At 40.8% G+C, this 17,695-nt stretch carries 14 protein-coding genes; 5 read left to right on the forward strand and 9 right to left on the reverse strand.

What is annotated here, in order from left to right:
• Window positions 1-62 precede the first annotated feature (62 nt).
• The 5 genes from rpoD to rsmD form a co-directional block, all read right to left on the reverse strand.
• A complete protein-coding gene (gene rpoD / locus BM380_RS06760) occupies window positions 63-1,907 on the reverse strand; it encodes an RNA polymerase sigma factor RpoD (RefSeq protein WP_028835594.1) in 1,845 nt (614 codons plus the stop codon).
• Between the two features lie 124 nt (window positions 1,908-2,031).
• Entirely contained in the window at window positions 2,032-3,783 is a 1,752-nt protein-coding gene (dnaG, locus tag BM380_RS06765; protein ID WP_028835595.1) for a DNA primase, read from the reverse strand.
• Between the two features lie 166 nt (window positions 3,784-3,949).
• The gene (locus BM380_RS06770; protein WP_090493694.1) at window positions 3,950-4,396 is read right to left on the reverse strand and encodes a GatB/YqeY domain-containing protein; all 447 of its coding nucleotides are present in this window, start codon (window positions 4,394-4,396) and stop codon (window positions 3,950-3,952) included.
• 19 nt (window positions 4,397-4,415) lie between these two features.
• Complete coding sequence (gene rpsU / locus BM380_RS06775; RefSeq protein ID WP_002957797.1) at window positions 4,416-4,631, reverse strand: 30S ribosomal protein S21; 216 nt, start codon at window positions 4,629-4,631, stop codon at window positions 4,416-4,418.
• A 145-nt stretch (window positions 4,632-4,776) separates the two neighbouring features.
• Entirely contained in the window at window positions 4,777-5,382 is a 606-nt protein-coding gene (rsmD, locus tag BM380_RS06780; protein WP_013465959.1) for a 16S rRNA (guanine(966)-N(2))-methyltransferase RsmD, read from the reverse strand.
• A 204-nt stretch (window positions 5,383-5,586) separates the two neighbouring features.
• On the opposite strand from rsmD, the gene ftsY reads away from it, so the two are divergent.
• The 5 genes from ftsY to BM380_RS06805 all read left to right on the forward strand — a co-directional run bounded on the left by ftsY (window position 5,587) and on the right by BM380_RS06805 (window position 12,528).
• On the forward strand, window positions 5,587-7,470 hold the full coding sequence (ftsY, locus tag BM380_RS06785) for a signal recognition particle-docking protein FtsY (protein WP_090493696.1): 1,884 nt from the start codon (window positions 5,587-5,589) through the stop codon (window positions 7,468-7,470).
• Between the two features lie 86 nt (window positions 7,471-7,556).
• Complete coding sequence (ftsE, locus tag BM380_RS06790; protein WP_013465956.1) at window positions 7,557-8,234, forward strand: cell division ATP-binding protein FtsE; 678 nt, start codon at window positions 7,557-7,559, stop codon at window positions 8,232-8,234.
• The gene (ftsX, locus tag BM380_RS06795; protein WP_013465955.1) at window positions 8,231-9,217 is read left to right on the forward strand and encodes a permease-like cell division protein FtsX; all 987 of its coding nucleotides are present in this window, start codon (window positions 8,231-8,233) and stop codon (window positions 9,215-9,217) included. Before ftsE ends, ftsX begins: the two co-directional genes overlap by 4 nt.
• 242 nt (window positions 9,218-9,459) lie before the next feature.
• On the forward strand, window positions 9,460-10,323 hold the full coding sequence (gene rpoH / locus BM380_RS06800) for an RNA polymerase sigma factor RpoH (protein WP_013465954.1): 864 nt from the start codon (window positions 9,460-9,462) through the stop codon (window positions 10,321-10,323).
• A gap of 327 nt (window positions 10,324-10,650) precedes the next feature.
• Window positions 10,651-12,528 carry a methyl-accepting chemotaxis protein gene (locus BM380_RS06805; protein ID WP_090493698.1) on the forward strand — a complete coding sequence of 626 codons (1,878 nt, stop codon included), beginning with the start codon at window positions 10,651-10,653 and terminating at the stop codon, window positions 12,526-12,528.
• A gap of 58 nt (window positions 12,529-12,586) precedes the next feature.
• Here BM380_RS06805 and BM380_RS06810 read toward each other — a convergent pair whose 3' ends face one another.
• The 4 genes from BM380_RS06810 to gpmM form a co-directional block, all read right to left on the reverse strand.
• Window positions 12,587-13,339 carry a divergent polysaccharide deacetylase family protein gene (locus tag BM380_RS06810; protein WP_090493923.1) on the reverse strand — a complete coding sequence of 251 codons (753 nt, stop codon included), beginning with the start codon at window positions 13,337-13,339 and terminating at the stop codon, window positions 12,587-12,589.
• Between the two features lie 67 nt (window positions 13,340-13,406).
• Window positions 13,407-14,672, reverse strand: coding sequence for a S41 family peptidase (locus BM380_RS06815; RefSeq protein WP_090493701.1), 1,266 nt, complete (start codon window positions 14,670-14,672; stop codon window positions 13,407-13,409).
• A 33-nt stretch (window positions 14,673-14,705) separates the two neighbouring features.
• Complete coding sequence (locus BM380_RS06820; RefSeq protein ID WP_058155283.1) at window positions 14,706-15,845, reverse strand: murein hydrolase activator EnvC family protein; 1,140 nt, start codon at window positions 15,843-15,845, stop codon at window positions 14,706-14,708.
• 3 nt (window positions 15,846-15,848) lie between these two features.
• Complete coding sequence (gene gpmM / locus BM380_RS06825; protein WP_090493703.1) at window positions 15,849-17,393, reverse strand: 2,3-bisphosphoglycerate-independent phosphoglycerate mutase; 1,545 nt, start codon at window positions 17,391-17,393, stop codon at window positions 15,849-15,851.
• Between the last annotated feature and the right edge of the window lie 302 nt (window positions 17,394-17,695).

Genomic DNA, 17,695 nt, shown 5'->3' on the forward strand with positions numbered 1-17,695 from the left:
CTTGAAATAGAAAAAAGGCCGCTACAGCGGCCTTTTAAGTTAACTCATAATGTAACGCTAGATTATTTAGCGTCTAAAAAGCTTTTCAGTAAATCAGAGCGAGAAGGGTGACGTAATTTACGCAGTGCCTTCGCCTCAATTTGACGAATACGTTCACGTGTTACGTCAAACTGTTTACCTACTTCTTCTAACGTGTGGTCGGTATTCATATCAATACCAAAACGCATACGTAGTACTTTCGCTTCACGGGCTGTTAAGCCAGCGAGCACGTCGTTAGTTGCGCCACGAAGAGACTCCATTGTTGCCGAATCGATTGGCGAATCAATAGTGGTATCTTCGATGAAGTCACCTAAGTGAGAATCTTCATCATCACCAATAGGTGTTTCCATTGAAATTGGCTCTTTTGCAATCTTAAGTACCTTACGGATTTTATCCTCAGGCATCATCATGCGTTCAGCTAATTCTTCTGGATTTGGCTCACGACCCATTTCTTGTAACATTTGACGTGAAATACGGTTCAATTTATTGATCGTTTCAATCATATGTACTGGAATACGGATTGTTCTTGCTTGGTCAGCAATAGAGCGCGTAATTGCTTGACGGATCCACCACGTAGCATAAGTTGAAAACTTATAACCACGACGGTATTCAAACTTATCAACCGCTTTCATCAGACCAATGTTACCTTCTTGGATTAAATCTAAGAACTGTAAACCACGGTTGGTGTATTTTTTAGCGATTGAAATTACAAGACGTAAGTTTGCTTCTACCATCTCTTTTTTAGCACGGCGCGCTTTCGCTTCACCAATACTCATGCGACGGTTTATATCTTTAATACGTTCAATGCTTAAGCCTGTGCTTTCTTCCATTGAAGTAAGTTTGCTAATACAGCGAAGTATTTCAGGCTTCACTTCTTCAAGTTTAGCTGAATGCTTTTCGTTTGCTGCAATTTCAATATCAAGCCATGCTGTGTCAGTTTCGTTGTTTGCAAAATGCTTAACAAAGGTTTTCTTTGGCAGCTTTGAAACTTGAACTGCATGCTTCATAATAAGACGTTCTTGAACGCGAACTCTGTCCATCATTTCACGCATGTTATTAACCATGCGATCAAACTGTTTAGGCACGAGTTTAAAGGTTCTGAACAGCTCACCGATTTCTAAAATAGCGGCTTGAGACTCTGGATGAGAGCGACCTTTCTTATCGAATGTTTCACGTGCTTTGGTGTATAAATCACGTAAATTTTCGAAATGGATGCGCGCTTCTTCAGGATCTGGACCTGTATCTACTTCTTCTTCGTCTTCATCATCGCTGTCATCGTCATCATCGTCGCTATCATCAAGCTGTTTTTCACTTAATTCAGAACCAATGTTGGTGGCAGCAATAGGTGGTGCTTCTTCTGCATCAGGATCGAAAAAGCCAGAGATAATATCGCTAAGACGCATCTCTTCTGCTTCAAACTTATCCCACTGTTCAAGTAGGTAAGTGATCGCTTCAGGGTATTCAGCAACCGAAATTTGAACTTGGTTAATGCCTTCTTCAATACGCTTAGCGATAACAATTTCGCCTTCACGGGTAAGAAGTTCAACAGTACCCATTTCACGCATATACATGCGAACAGGGTCAGTTGTACGGCCAATTTCTTTTTCTACAGTAGCAAGGGCTGCAGCGGCAGCTTCCGCTGCGTCTTCGTCTGTCGTGGTTTCTTGCATCATTAATTCATCGGCATCAGGCGCGTTTTCGCTAACCTTGATACCCATGTCATTAATCATGCTAATGATATCTTCTACTTGATCTGAGTCGATAATATCTTGTGGAAGGTGATCATTAACTTCTGCAAAAGTTAAGTAACCTTGCTCTTTACCTTTTTGAATCAGAAGTTTTAATTGTGACTGAGGAGTTGGATCCATAGAGATTGTTTCTTCCACTCTGATAAGTTGATACAACAGGCGCCATCATGGAGTTTGCTCAAAGGCTAACCAGAATAATGTGACGCAGTGAATAGCACAGTATAACAGCCTAAATCAAATCTGACTAGCTGTTCGTTGCTTTTAACGCTGTCATTAGTAAATGACATTCTAGTCGTTCGTCGCTATTTAGGCCCTGTGTCTTGTCTTTTATTAATAGGGTCTCTAGTCGATAATTTAAACACTGATCTTCAATAAATTTGAAAGTATTTTGAAAAACAGTCTCTAAACGCTCTTCATTTATTTGATGTTGCCATGTCGCTAACTTAGTTAATGGCTCGTAGTCATCGGTGCCCCGAAATGATTCAAGAATTTGTGCGGTGGTAATGCCATCTTTTTGTAATGCTTGATGTTGTAGTCGCAATAATAAGCCAATACCCGCAATATTCATTTGAGCTAAATCGGGTAAATAGGGCACACTTTTAGCCAAGTTAGGGTGCTGAATTAAAATCCCTATTGCTTGGCGCATGGGTGTAATTTTAAATTTTCGTTCAATTGCTTGCTGCTGTTTTGGCGTTTTTAAGTGATTATTGAGTTGCTCACGGGTACGGCCAATCAATCGCCCAAGTTGCTCTAGGATATTTTCTTGGTAAAACTCACTTGGGATCTTTTCAATCAGGGGCAGTGCCGCACTGAGTAACTTAGCCTTACCGGAATCTAGTGTTAAATCAATCTCTTTACTTAGTTTATTAAACAGCACTTTAGTGAAGTCATCTGCGTTTTCAAGGCGTTGCTCAAAAGCTGCTTTACCTTCTTGTTGTACGAGTGAATCAGGGTCTTCACCATCGGGTAAAAATACAAAATGCAGTGCTTTGCCATCGTTTAAGTAAGGCAGCGCATTTTCGAGTGCGCGCCACGCAGCATCTTTACCTGCACGGTCACCATCGTAACAACAAATAACTTTATCTGTGGTTCTAAATAAAGTGTGCATGTGCTCGCTGGTTGTCGCTGTGCCAAGGGCTGCTACGGCATATTCAATACCTTGTTCTGCCAGCGCTACTACGTCCATGTAACCTTCTACAATTAGTACATGGTCAAGCTTCTTGTGTGCTTGTTTAGCTTCATACAGGCCATAGAGTTCAAAGCCCTTATGAAATATGCGCGTCTCCGGAGAGTTTAAATATTTAGGCCCTTGATCGGCTTGCATTACCCGCCCACCAAAAGCAATAACGCGGCCGCGTTTATCACGAATTGGAAACATTAAGCGATCACGAAAAAAGTCGAACTGTTTGCCTGGGGTTTTCTCAGATGCGAGTTTAAGCTCAACTAATTGTTCTTTTTGTTCTTGGTTTCGCCCAAGTTGTTGGCAGAGCCCTTCCCATTCGCTGGGCGCATAACCTATCATAAACTTTTTAACGGTTGCACCGCTTAAGCCGCGACCTTTAACGTAATCGATTACCGCTTCAGAGTTACTGTGATGTTTTAACTGATGTTGATAAAAGCGTGCTGCATGCAGCATTAAATCGTAGTCTGAACGTTTTTGTGCCGCTGTGCGCTCTGGTCCATTACTGCTCCCTTGTTCGCGAGGAACATCAAGGTTAAGTAAACTGGCTAGTTCTTCAATTGCATCAACAAACTCGAGTTTGTCATACTCCATTACAAAAGAAATAGCATTGCCGTTAGCGCCACAGCCAAAACAATGATAAAACTGTTTATCTTGCGATACGGTAAATGAAGGCGACTTCTCATTATGAAAAGGACAGCAAGCTTGATAGTCTTTGCCCGCTTTTTTCAACCCTACCTTTGAGTCAATCAGGTCGACAATATCGGTTCGTGCCAATAAATCATCGATAAAGTTGCGTGGGATCTTTCCAGCCATTGTTTAAAGTACAGCCCTAAGATAAATAGAAAAGTGATGAAAACGAATTATAATACGCAAAGATTTGAACACAAATACATAATTTTTTGAAGTACTAAATATCTAAACGAAGAAACCGAGCTCAAGGCTCGGTTTACTTCAATCATACTAAATGTATGTGGGGGTATTAGGCAGTTAATCGTTGCTTAATTAAACCTGAGATTTTGCCCATATCGGCACGACCTTCGGCTTTGCTTTTGATTATACCCATTACTTTACCCATGTCTTGCATACCTGCTGCGTTAGTATCAGCAATAGCCGCGTCAATGAGAGCAACAATTTCTTTTTCACTCAATTGTTGAGGTAAAAAAGCTTCAAGTGCTGTAATTTCATTGGCTTCAATATCAGCTAAATCATCACGCCCAGCATCTTTGTACTGAGTGTAAGAGTCGCGACGTTGTTTAACAAGCTTCACTATAACGGAGGTAATACCTGCGTCGTCTAGTGTTATTTGCTCGTCAATTTCACGTTGCTTGATTGCAGCAAGCACCATACGAATAGGGTTAAGACGTTGTTTGTCTTTGGCTCTCATCGCATCTTTTTGCGCATCTTTTAGCGTTATTAAAAGGCTCATTTATACAAGACCTAATATATTAGTATAATTTAACGCGACGAGCGTTATCACGAGAAAGTTTTTTCATGTGACGTTTAACAGCAGCTGCTTTTTTACGCTTACGCTCAGCTGTTGGTTTTTCATAGTGCTCGCGACGACGAACTTCTGAAAGGATACCTGCTTTTTCACATGAACGCTTGAAGCGACGAAGTGCTACGTCAAACGGTTCGTTCTCTCTTACTTTAATTACTGGCATTAAAAATTCACCTACCTAAATTATGAGCGTTGCTCAAGTTGATCAAACATTGATCAAGTGGTTCAAAAATGGTGCGGTATTGTAATCCGAAGCAACACCACATGTAAAGGATAATATTAACAGAAACACAGCAGCTAAAACAGTGTTAATTTATATGGCGTTGGTACAGCCTACAAAAAACTTGCCCTGCCTTTTTTTCTTTAATTAACAACCAGTTATTTGGTGCTTTAAACGAGGTTAGCTCAGTTTCTACTTCAACATATATCAATGCTTCTGGGTCAAGCCATTGATTATTTTCCAATAAATCACAGCATGATTGAGCTAAATTTTTGCGAAATGGTGGGTCAATAAAAACCAAATTAAATGTGTCACTGGTGTTTTTTCTCTCTAAAAACGTCAGTGTATTGGTATTAACGACTTGCGCGTTTTGTGCATCAAGCGTCGCAATGTTTTGCTCTAATTGTTTTGCTGCTTGTGAATCAAGCTCTATGAATGTGGTGTGTTTTGCAAAACGCGACAATGCTTCAAATCCCAATCCACCGGAACCGGCAAAGCAATCGAGAGTGTGCGCATCGCGGGTATCGTGCATCAACCAATTAAACACCGTTTCTTTAATTCGGTCGGTTGTAGGACGCAGACCTTGAACATCTTTTACTGGCAGTTTTCGACCGCGAAATTGGCCGCTAATGATTCTAATAACCCCATCAGCTGATTTATGAGTGGTGTTATTTTGTGTGGTTTTTTTTCTCATTTAACTCACTAAAAATTGGTATCTATGATCTAGCTCAGATAATATTGCAATCATATCACGGCGTGTCATTTTTCAACTGCGCTAAAAGTGTTACTATTATGCACCCTCGAGGATAACGTGTTGCTAAAAGCAATTATTTAGGCTTAAAAGCACGCTATCATTATCGTTAGTTTATCAGATTTTTATAAGTGGTTATTAGCAAGTATGGCAAAAAAAAGTAAATTCATGTCGTGGCTCGGTTTTGGCAAGTCAGATAAAAAACAAGCAGAAGCTGATAAACAACAAGCATTAGCAAAAGAGCAGGCAGAAAAAGCCGAACAAGAGCGTTTAGCTGCAGAGCAAGCTGAGGCAGAGCGCTTACAAGCTGAAGCAGAAGCCGAGCGTATAGAACAAGCCCGAATTGCAGCTGAACAAGAACGTTTAGCTGCAGAGCAAGCTGCGGCAGAGCGTTTACAAGCTGAAGCAGAAGCCGAGCGTTTAGAGCAAGATAAACAGGCGCAAGCACAGCGCGCAGCGGCAGAAGAAAAACAAGCGATTGAACACGCTAATGCAGAGCTATTAGCTAAACAGCAGGCAGATGCAGAGCAACAAAGACAAGAGCAAGCCAAACGTTTAGCAGAACAAGAAGCGCAAATGCAGTTAGAGCAAGAGCGCATTGCAGCAGAAAAAGCTGAGAACGAGCGTTTAGAACAACAGCGTATTGCAGCAGAGCAAGCTGAGAACGAACGTTTAGAACAACAGCGTATTGCAGCAGAGCAAGCTGAGAACGAGCGTTTAGAGCAACAGCGCATTGCAGCAGAACAAGCTGAGAACGAACGTTTAGAACAACAGCGTATTGCAGCAGAAAAAGCTGAGAACGAGCGTTTAGAACAACAGCGCATTGTAGCAGAACAAGCTGAGAACGAGCGTTTAGAACAACAGCGCATTGCAGCAGAGCAAGCTGAAAATGAGCGTTTAGAACAACAGCGCATTGCAGCAGAGCAAGCTGAGAACGAGCGTTTAGAACAACAGCGTATTGCAGCAGAGCAAGCTGAGAACGAGCGTTTAGAACAACAGCGTATTGCAGCAGAGCAAGCTGAGAACGAGCGTTTAGAGCAAGAGCGACTGACCGCAGAGCTTGCAAAGGAAGAAGCTATAAAAGCGGAAAAACCTAAAAAAGAAGGTTTTTTCTCTCGCCTCAAAAAAGGCTTACTGAAAACACGCGTTAATATTGGTTCTGGCTTTGCCTCAATTTTCAGCGGTAAAAAAATTGACGATGAGTTATTTGAAGAATTAGAGACTCAGTTACTCACTGCCGATCTTGGTGTTGATACCACAATGAAGCTAATCGATAGCCTGACCGACGCCGCTGATCGCAAGCAGCTTAAAGATGGTGATGCGCTTTATGAATTAATGAAGCAAGAAATGGCAACTATGCTGAAAACAGCAGAGCAGCCTTTAGAAATACCAGCAGACAAAAAACCTTTCGTTATCCTTATGGTAGGTGTAAACGGCGTAGGTAAAACCACCACCATTGGTAAAATGGCGAAACAATTTCAAAACCAAGGTAAATCGGTAATGCTTGCTGCCGGTGATACATTTAGAGCCGCAGCAGTAGAGCAGCTTCAAGTTTGGGGTGAGCGTAATAGTATTCCTGTTATAGCTCAGCACACTGGTGCTGATAGCGCCTCAGTGGTATTTGATGCCTTTCAAGCCGCTAAAGCGCGTAATGTTGATGTGTTAATTGCCGATACAGCAGGGCGCTTGCAAAATAAAGATAACTTAATGCAAGAGCTTGAAAAAATAGCCCGTGTGATGAAAAAAGTAGACCCAGATGCACCGCATGAAGTGATGCTGACAATTGATGCTGGCACAGGCCAAAATGCTATTAGCCAAGTAAACTTATTTAACCAATGTGTAGGTCTAACGGGTATCACACTATCAAAGCTTGATGGCACCGCTAAAGGCGGGGTTATTTTTGCCGTTGCTGATAAGTTTAATATTCCTATTCGTTACATTGGTGTAGGTGAAAGTATTGATGATTTACGCACCTTCAAGAGCGATGACTTTATTGACGCGCTATTTAGCCAAGATGAGGACGACGTTTAATTTACCAAAAGGGAGCCTGCTCCCTTTTTAATTGCAAGGAATACCAATTGCGTTAGGACGTTTAATGAGGTTGGCATAATAAAAAAATGATAAATTTTCAGCAAGTAAGTAAAACCTATGCCGGTGGGCATCGCGCGCTTGAAAAAGTGAGTTTTCATATAAAACCAGGCGAACTGGCTTTTTTAACGGGCCACAGTGGTGCCGGTAAAAGTACACTTTTAAAGCTTATTAGCTTGATGGAACGCCCTTCTGCGGGCAATGTGTTTATCAATGGCGTGGATTTAAATAAGTTAAATTCACGACAAATTCCGTATGCACGCCGCGACATTGGTATTATTTTTCAAAATCATCGTCTATTAGAACGATACACGGTGTTCGATAACGTTGCTTTGCCCTTAATTATTGAAGGGACTCACCACAAGCAAATTGCCAAGCGTGTGCATGGTGCGCTCGATAAAGTGGGCTTGTTAGATAAAGTACGCTGTCATCCCTCCACACTCTCTGGCGGTGAGCAGCAACGTGTAGGGATTGCACGAGCCATTGTTAATTCTCCTCCTATACTATTAGCTGATGAACCTACCGGTAACCTTGATCCTGAGTTATCGATGGAAATATTACGCCTGTTCGAAGATTTTAATAAGCATGGCACCACGGTTTTAATTGCCACCCATGACTTGGGGTTAGTATCACGAATGAAGTATCGTAGCTTAACGCTTCATGATGGGCGGATGAGCCAAGATCCACTGGCTGAGGGTGTATTATGAGTTTACTGTTCAAAAGCCGTCAAAATAGTAATGATAAACAAAAAAAATCCGTATTCTCTGGCGGTTACTTTTTCATTATTAATATTTTTCGCCAAGGTGTGTACAGCCTAGGAGAAATGTGGCGCACGCCATTAGCCTCTATGATGACTATTGCTGTTCTGGGTTTGAGTTTAACCTTGCCCGCAACGTTATACTTAGTGGTTAAAAATGTGCAGCAAGTGAGCAGTGGTTTTGAGCAAGCCAGCGAAATATCCTTGTTTGTCAAAGAGGATATGAGCGAGCAAGAAACACAAACTTTAGTTAAACGCTTAGCGCTATATCCTGAAATACAAAGTGTGACTTTTATTTCTCGCACTGAGGCTTTGGATGAATTCAAAGAAATGTCTGGGTTTGGTCAGGCTTTAGAATACCTAGATAGTAACCCATTACCGAATGTGGTTTTAGTTACACCAACCCAGCGACATAGCCAACCTAATGCGGCTAAGCAATTACTAAAAAAACTTGAAAGCGAGCGAGAGGTCGACTTTGGTAAGCTTGATATTGCTTGGCTTGAACGTCTGAATGCATTGCTGAGCTTATTAAAGGAAAGTGTGATCACCATAGCGCTACTATTACTGACCTCAGTGACACTGATAATTGGCAATACAATTCGTTTATCCATTATGGATAAAAAAGAAGAAATACAAGTAATGAAACTTGTAGGGGCAACTAATACCTTTATTCATGCCCCCTTTTTATGGACTGGCATTTGGTATGGCGTGATTGGCGGATTGTTTGCTTTTATTTGCGTAGCATTAATGATGTGGTGGCTATCTGCTGCGGTAAGCAGTGTTGCAGGGGTATATCAAACCAGCTTTACGCTAATAGGGCTTAGCCTTAATGAATTTGGCGCGTTAGTATTGTTGGCCACTAGCTTAGGCTTTATTGGTTCTTACTTATCGGTTAACCGTTACATCTCAGAAATAGAACCCGATAAGGTTTAGGGCCCTAATATAATTCTTAAAACTGTCATGTTTTAAGTTTAAAATTATAAAAAAGCCAAAGCAAAAAGATTAATCTTTGCTTTGGCTAAATCAATTCATAGGTTATTCAGTCGCCTAGTGTAGACTGACTTAACACTAAAAAAACCACTTGATTTATGATTCAAAAAAGTTTTAAATTCAAGTTAGCACTCTTACTAAAAGAGTGCTAAGATGGTTTCAAATGTTTATCACCGAGGTGAAAAATGAGTAAAGATTTATACGCAATGGCACTTACAGTTGGGCAACAAAGCGCAAGTATGGATGGCTATCTTCAAGCTGTTAGTACTATTCCTATGCTTAAAGTTGAGCAAGAGCAGGAACTTGCAAAAAAACTTCAGGAAGAAGGCGATCTTAGTGCTGCAAAGCAACTCATTATGTCGCACCTGCGCTTTGTAGCGCACATAGCAAAAAGCTACTCGGGTTACGGGTTACCACAAGCTGATTTAATTCAAGAAGGTAACATCGGACTGATGAAAGCAGTAAAACGTTTTGACCCATCAGTGGGTGTACGTTTGGTTTCATTTGCGGTTCATTGGATTAAAGCCGAAATTCATGAGTTTGTGCTTAAAAACTGGCGTATCGTAAAAGTTGCGACAACCAAAGCGCAACGTAAACTGTTTTTTAATCTTCGTAAAAACAAAAAACGTTTAGGCTGGTTTAACCAAGCCGAAGTTAGCACAGTAGCGAGCGAGCTAGGTGTGAGTGAAAAAGAAGTGCGTGAAATGGAGTCGCGTATGAGCGGCCAAGACATGGGCTTTGACTTAACGGGCGACGATAACGACGATGCGCCAACGAGTACTTACTCACCAGTGCAATACTTAACGGATGGTTCTGCTGACCTAGCTGACGACATTGAACAGCAACAATGGCAAGAGCAGTCGCATACGCGATTATTTAGCGCTTTGAAAACCCTTGATGAGCGTTCTCAAGATATCGTTAGCGCACGCTGGTTGTCAGATGATAAAGCAACACTGCAAGAGTTGGCTGAAAAATACAGCGTATCAGCAGAGCGTGTTCGCCAGCTGGAAAAAACAGCAATGAAAAAATTACAAAGTGCGATGAGTTAATCGCACTTAAAAAGTTATAAAGCCCTGCATGAAAATGCGGGGCTTTTTTTTAGTTAAAAAAAGAGGTTAACAAAAAGTATCGTTTTTCTTATTTTGCTTACCTCTAGTCACATCTGTATATCTTTTAATTAAACATACCCTAGTTAAAGTTAATGAATAAGTTTGGTTTTAATTTAAATACATGATTTTAATTTGTTTTTAATTTGGGTATATGAAAATATTCGCGCACCTGAGCGACTTGTCGTTCAAACCGTAGCCTAAATTAAATTATTAATTGCTGTGCTTATTGCCTTTCAATTTCATTTAACGCGAGTATTTACACTCAATATGAACTCATATTCACTAAAGAAAAAGATCTTGCTATCGGTGGTTCTTGCCCTAGCCGTAATTATTATATTGCTATCGTGGAATAGCTACACCTCTCAAAAAGCGTTACTGTTAAAAAGCAGTATTAATAATGTAAGCCAATCTGGCAAACAGCAAGCAGTTCGTATTGAAGGTTGGTTAGCCGATCGTCAGCGAGTTATTGAATCGGTTGCGACTAAGCTTGAAGGCAATACAGTTAAGGCATTACAGCAAGCAAAGATGTCAGGTGACTTTAAACTAACTTATTTTGGTAGTAATGATGGAAAAATGATCGACTCTGATCCGAGTATAAATCGAGTCGGTTACGACCCTCGTGTACGTTCTTGGTATCAAGAGGCTAAGAGTGCGAATGTGGGTGGCGCTATTATTACTCAACCTTTTTTGGATGCATCATCTAATCAGATTGCAGTGTCTATTGCTAAAACTACTTTAAATGGTGTGGTAGCAGGTAGCTTATCAATTGAGAGATTGGTAGATAGTATAAATACTATGCCTTTACCGGCAAATGGCTATGCCATCATGATGCATCAAGATGGCACTGTGATTGCCTATAAAGACACTAAAAAAGTAATGGCAAATATTACGCATATTGACTCGAAAATAAATCACCAATTCATTTTATCTAATAGTCAAAACGGTGAATTTACTCCCCTTTATTTTAAAGATGAAGGCCGAGAGAAGCTTGTTTGGGGTGAAAATATAAATAATACCGATTGGCAGTTGCTATTTGTACTGGATAAAGAAACCTTAGAGGCACCGTTAATTAGTTTATTAGTAACTCAACTCGTATTAGTCAGTGTGGCACTTTTATTGAGCGTGTTGGCTATTTCATGGTTATTAAGTGTGTTGCTTGCGCCGTTAAGCCGAGTATCACAAGCGCTATCAACAATTGCTGATGGTAACGGTGATTTGACCCAGCGTATTAGTGTTGATACACAAGATGAAGTTGGGGTACTAGCTGATAGTTTTAATCGCTTTGTAAGCAGCCAGCATGAGCTTATAAGCCATATTCGCCAGTTAGCTACTGATTTAGATTTTGATGCAGAGAAAAGCTTAATTACCAATCAAAACAGTGTCAGTGAGTTGCAGCGTCAGCAACAAGAAGTGGCGATGGTTGCCACTGCGGTCACAGAGATGGCAAGTGCAACCCATGAGATTGCTGCTAATGCCGAAAATACCGCGACGGCATCACAGCAGTCAGCGCAAAGTAGTCGTGAAGGTAAACTGTTAGTTGATAAAACCAGAAATACGATTAATTCACTTGCGGGTGAAATAGACCAAACAACCACCGTCATTGGCGAACTAAGCTTACATGCTCAGGCTATATCGAGTATTTTGACTACCATTCAAGAAATTGCTGAGCAAACAAATCTCTTAGCACTCAATGCCGCAATAGAGGCTGCCCGTGCTGGTGAACAAGGGCGTGGCTTTGCAGTGGTTGCCGATGAGGTGCGTGTACTATCAAGAAGAACGCAAAACTCCACAGCAGAAATTTACACCACCATAGAAACCTTACAAAATACGACCAAAAAAGCAGTGAGCTTGATGGACAGCAGTAAGGGGTATGCTAACAATAGTGTGGATGATGTTAATGCAGCAGCTCATGCACTAGAGGAAATCACCTTAGCAGTGAATGAAATTTCTGATATGGCGGGTCAAATAGCGGTTGCAGCAGAAGAGCAAACGCAAGTGACTAATGAAATTACTCGAAATACGGTCGCCATTAAAGATGTAACCGATGAAATTACTACCTCAGCAACTGCGCATTTAAGCCAAGCTGAAGTATTAAAAGACAGAGCTACAGATTTAAATGCCAAAGTAGCGACGTTTATTTTATAAATATAATGCGTTTAAGTGAGTTAAATTAACTGATGGGTTAGGGGGTTTACTTACCCCATCAGTTTAATGAAATAGCTTCTTGCTGAGCTATTTGTACATATTTACGTTCGACCAGTTGCGATACTGGCACCAGTTCAAATCCTTGCTCACTTAATTGCGGCAAAGCGTGGCGTAAAAAATCGATGGTTTCGGGATAGGGATGCGCTATTGCAATGGCAAATTGATACTTAGTTGCTTTTGATTTTAGCTCTTCTAATCTTAATTGTAGTTGCTCTGTGGTCGTTATATTGTCTAAAAATACATGTCGGCTAATGTTTTCCACTCCCAAAAAGTTGGCTGCATTCTGAGCTTGGCTTAATTCAGTTGTACGGCTATCAAGAAAATACAGCTGGCGTTTTTTGAGTACTTCCATGGTCCATTTCATTGCTTGGCTTTGTTGAGTCAGCGCAGAGCCCATATGGTTATTAACTCCTTTAACTTGCGGTAAACTCGCCAGCGCATTCCCGAGCGTTTGTTGAAGTTGTGCTTTATCCATATTTAAAGTGAGCGCACCAGGCCCGAGTTTTTTACCATTTAAAGCCTGCATAGGAACATGCAACAGGAGCTCTTTATTTGACTGACTAGCAAGGGTTGCAAATATTTGAGAATAGGGGGTGTGGGGCAATATTGAATAGGACAACTGCCCAGGTAAACTCAGGAATTCTAAATCACGTTGATGATAACCTATGTCATCGATCACTATGGCTATTTGCTTGGCTTTAACAGTACTCGATGTTGCAAATAAGGCTAAAAACAGCCCAGCTAACACCATTAAATTTATAGTTTTCACGTTTTATAATTTTTATTATCTTTGTCGTGTTTAAAATAATTTACCGAATTTAGTGCATGTTGAGTAGCTGTTTTGCCTTGGTTAACTGGATATCGGCTAAATCTTCAGTGCTAAAAACGGTGTTTTGTTCTAATTGTTCATTTTTTATTATAACGGCTTTATTTGTTTGTGGAAGCGTTGTTTGATTAATCGCCACATTCGGGGTCACGCCAATACCTTCAATCGATTCACCTGATGGCGTAAAGTAGCGTGCGGTAGTTAGTTTTAAGGCGGTATCACCATCGCCTAATGGAATGAGTGATTGTACCGACCCTTTGCCAAATGACTGACTCCCCACTATTTTTGCACGCATATTTTCTTTTAGTGCTGCAGCCAGTATTTCTGCTGCAGAGGCTGAGTTTTCGTTAATCAGTACAACAATAGGTGCGCCTTTTAAAATATCGCCGCGTTTAGCGTAAAACGACTGATTAGAATCATAAAAACGTCCTTTGGTTGTTACTATTAGACCATCTTGTAAAAAGAGATCTGCCACAGCAACCGCGCTTTTTAAAGTCCCGCCAGGGTTATCTCGTAAATCAATAATCAGGCCTTTTAATGCGTGGCCGTAATGGTTTTGCATAGCAGCTATTTGTAAGGCAACTTCATGCAAGGTGTGGTTTGAAAAGGTATTTATAGCAATATAACCGCTACCAGCATCAAGTAGTTGCTTAGTTACACTGGCCAGTTTTATTTGTTTTCTGCTGAGGTTAAATATGAGCGGTGTTAGATTGTTATTTCGGATAATACTTAGTTGTACTTTATTGTTGGGGCTGTCTTTAATTTGCTGTGCGACTATATCAATAGGACTATTTTTAACCTGCTGATTATTAACTGCTGTAATAATATCGCCAGCTCGCAGGCCGACTTGTTTAGCAGGCGAATTATTAATTACTTTAACAATCGTGGTGCGCTGCTCAATATTTTTGACCTCAATGCCTAAGCCAGTATAGCGACCATTGGTATTATCAAATAACGCATTTAGCTCATTTTTATCTAAATATTTAGAGTAGGGATCGAGTTTAGAGTATAAGCGTTCAAATTGAGAGGTGTTGTATTCAATGTATTCACTGTTATGCAGTGCTAAATCATCAACGTAGTAGGTATGAATATTAAACAGTATTTCATTTATTTTTTGGCTTTCTAAATCTTTGACCGAACTGGCATGAGCATTATTTATAAAGCCAAAAAGTGCCAATAAAAAAAATACCTGCAAACAAAACCAAAACATTGGTTTTGTTTGCGATACTTTTTTTTGGCAAATGTGAGTGTTTATCATAACTGCCTCTACTAGGATGCAGTTATTTTAAGATTAAATACGTCTGCACCATTTTATGGGATTAACAGCACGCCCTTTGTGGCGTATTTCAAAGTATAGACCAGAATCGGCTTGTCCACCGCTTTGCCCAACTAAAGCAACACTTTCACCCTCTCTGACCATATCACCTACATCTTTGAGTAAGGTTTGTGCATGCCCGTATAAGCTCATAAAGCCTTCTCCGTGGTCCACAACAATCACCCAGCCGTAACCTTTTAACCAATCTGCAAATACCACCTGACCGTTATGAATGCTATTTACTGAAGTGCCCTCTGCAGCAGAAATTAACACGCCTTTCCAGTTAATTCCGCCGTGCTTACGTTGGCCAAACTTGTGCGTTAGTTTGCCTTTACTCGGCCAGCTTAATCTTCCTTTATTTTTATTTAGGCCCAATAGCTCAATTTTTGTGGTTTTTTCTTCTTCAAGTTCTTTAATAGTTGCGATCAGCGTTTGTTCGTTCTCTTCTAAGTAACTAATTGAATTTTTTGTTTTATTTAACTGCTTTTTTAGATTTTTTAGGCTGGCTTGGCGCTCATTTTTAGCGTCAAGAAGCGCTGCTTGTCGCCTTTTTTGTTCATCAAATAAAGCAACTAACTTTTCTTTTGTTTTTTCAAGCTCAGCTTGGTTTTTCGCAATTTCTATTTGCAGCGCTTTAAGTTCATCAAGCTGCTTTATGCGGGCTTTATTTAAGTAGTTGTAATAGCTAAGCGTACGTTCAAATTTAGCGGTATCTTCTTGGTTAAGCAGCATTTTTGAATAGTCATCACTACCTGCCATATAAGCACTTTTTAACTGTGCTGCTAACACACGCTGAAATTGGGCTTGTTGTTTTTCAAGCTTTACCGCGCGTTGTTGTTGCTCTGCTTGCTGTTGTTGTGTTTTTTTAACGGATTGCTCAGCCATATTGAGTGCTTTAGCGTTTTTCGCTATAGCGAGTTCATGTGCTTTTAGCTTTTGCTGCTGTTTAGCTATTTCTTTTTGCTGTTGTTGATATTCAGCTTGGCTTTGCTCTAAAGCCACTTGCACTTGGGATAGGTCTTTTTTAGTACGATCTTCATTAGCCACGGCAACGCCAGTGACTAATGAATGCAGTACACAGATACACGCAATGACGCGGTATGCGCTTTTTTTCATAGGTTATTTCAACACCATAATTGGCGACCCTGTCATTTCTGCAGGTTGCTCTAACCCCATTAAATGCAGCATGGTTGGGGCAACATCGCTCAAGGCTTTACCTGAATGGGCTTGTGCGTCGCGACCTACATAAATAAACGGCACTGGCTCACTGGTATGCGCTGTATGCGCTTGGCCTGTTTTAAGGTTTGCCATTTGCTCTGCATTGCCATGATCGGCCGTAATAAGTGCTTCGCCGCCATATTCTTTTAATGCATCTACTACACGGCCAATACAGTTATCTACTGCCTCACAGGCTTTAACTGCAGCATCAAATACACCTGAGTGACCGACCATGTCGCCATTAGGGTAGTTACAAATAATGGCATCGTATTTTCCACTTTTTATTGCCTCAACCAGCTTATCGGTCAGCATTTTTGAGTTCATTTCTGGCTGCAAATCATAAGTTGCAACCTGAGGTGATGGAATAAGTTCACGGGTTTCGCCGTCAAACTCATCTTCTCGTCCGCCACTGAAGAAAAAGGTAACGTGAGCATATTTTTCAGTTTCAGAAATACGCAGTTGAGTTTTGCCTTGTTTTTCAAACCATTCGCCAAGTACGTTATTAAGCGGCGTAGGGCCAAAAGCAACAGGCGCATCTATATCGGCTGCGTATTCAGTCATCATTACAAAGGCACTCAGCTCAGGCGATTTTTTCTTATTAAAACCCTCAAAGCCAGGTTCTACAAAGGCGCGAGTTATTTCGCGTGCGCGGTCTGCTCTAAAGTTGGCAAATATAATGGTGTCGCCATCATTTACTTTTACAGATTCGCTGCCTTTAGGAGTGATCGTGCTGGCTGCTACAAATTCGTCATTTTCATCGCGCTCATAGGCGGCATTTAGTGCACTTACGCCTTCTTCATAATCAAAATCGCCTTCACCGAGAGTCATTAAATTATACGCTTTTTCAACACGGTTCCAGCGGTTGTCTCTGTCCATGGCATAGTAACGGCCAATTAGTGAGGCTAAACGGCCACATTGAAGTTCGCTAAATAAGGCTTCAATACGTTCAATTGATGCTTTAGCACTTCTAGGCGGCGTGTCGCGGCCATCTAAAAAGGCATGAAAGTACACCTCTTTGGCGCCGCGTTTTGCAGCCAGTTGTATACTGGCAACAATATGATCTTCGTGGCTATGCACGCCACCAGGGCTTAACAGTCCCATAATGTGTACGGCTTTGTTGGCATGAACGGCTTTATCGATGTTTTCAACAAGTGCAGGGGTTGTATCAAACTCGCCATCATCAATGGCTTTTGTGATACGGGTAAAATCTTGATACACAATACGGCCAGCGCCTAAATTAACATGGCCCACTTCAGAATTACCCATTTGCCCATCAGGAAGACCGACATCTAAACCCGATGCTGAAATTAATGTATGAGGACGTGTGGCCCAAAGCTCATCTAATACAGGGGTGTTAGCAGCTAAAATAGCATTACTTTGCTCATCTTCTCTGTATCCCCAGCCATCTAAAATCATTAATACCAGTGGTTTTTTATGCTCTGTCATAGTCACTCCTGAAAAATTAGCGTTGCTAAAATACACGCTAACATTAATGCCAACATGCCAAGCCTTAGCATACCGCGTTTTATAGCTAGGATCAGCAATGAAAAGAAGATATTAAAAATTTTCAATTAGGATTGGCCAAATTGAAAACTTTAAAGGGCTAGGTTATTTTTCAGTGAAAAATAGCGATATATTGTGGCCTTAAGCAGATTATATCTAGCTTATAACCTTGCTTAAACTCGCATTTTTAGCTGATTTGGGTATACTTGCGCGGCTAATCCCTATTTTATTCAAGTATTGAATAG

Source organism: Pseudoalteromonas sp. DSM 26666 (genome assembly GCF_900116475.1).
Classification (GTDB): Bacteria; Pseudomonadota; Gammaproteobacteria; order Enterobacterales; family Alteromonadaceae; genus Pseudoalteromonas; species Pseudoalteromonas tetraodonis.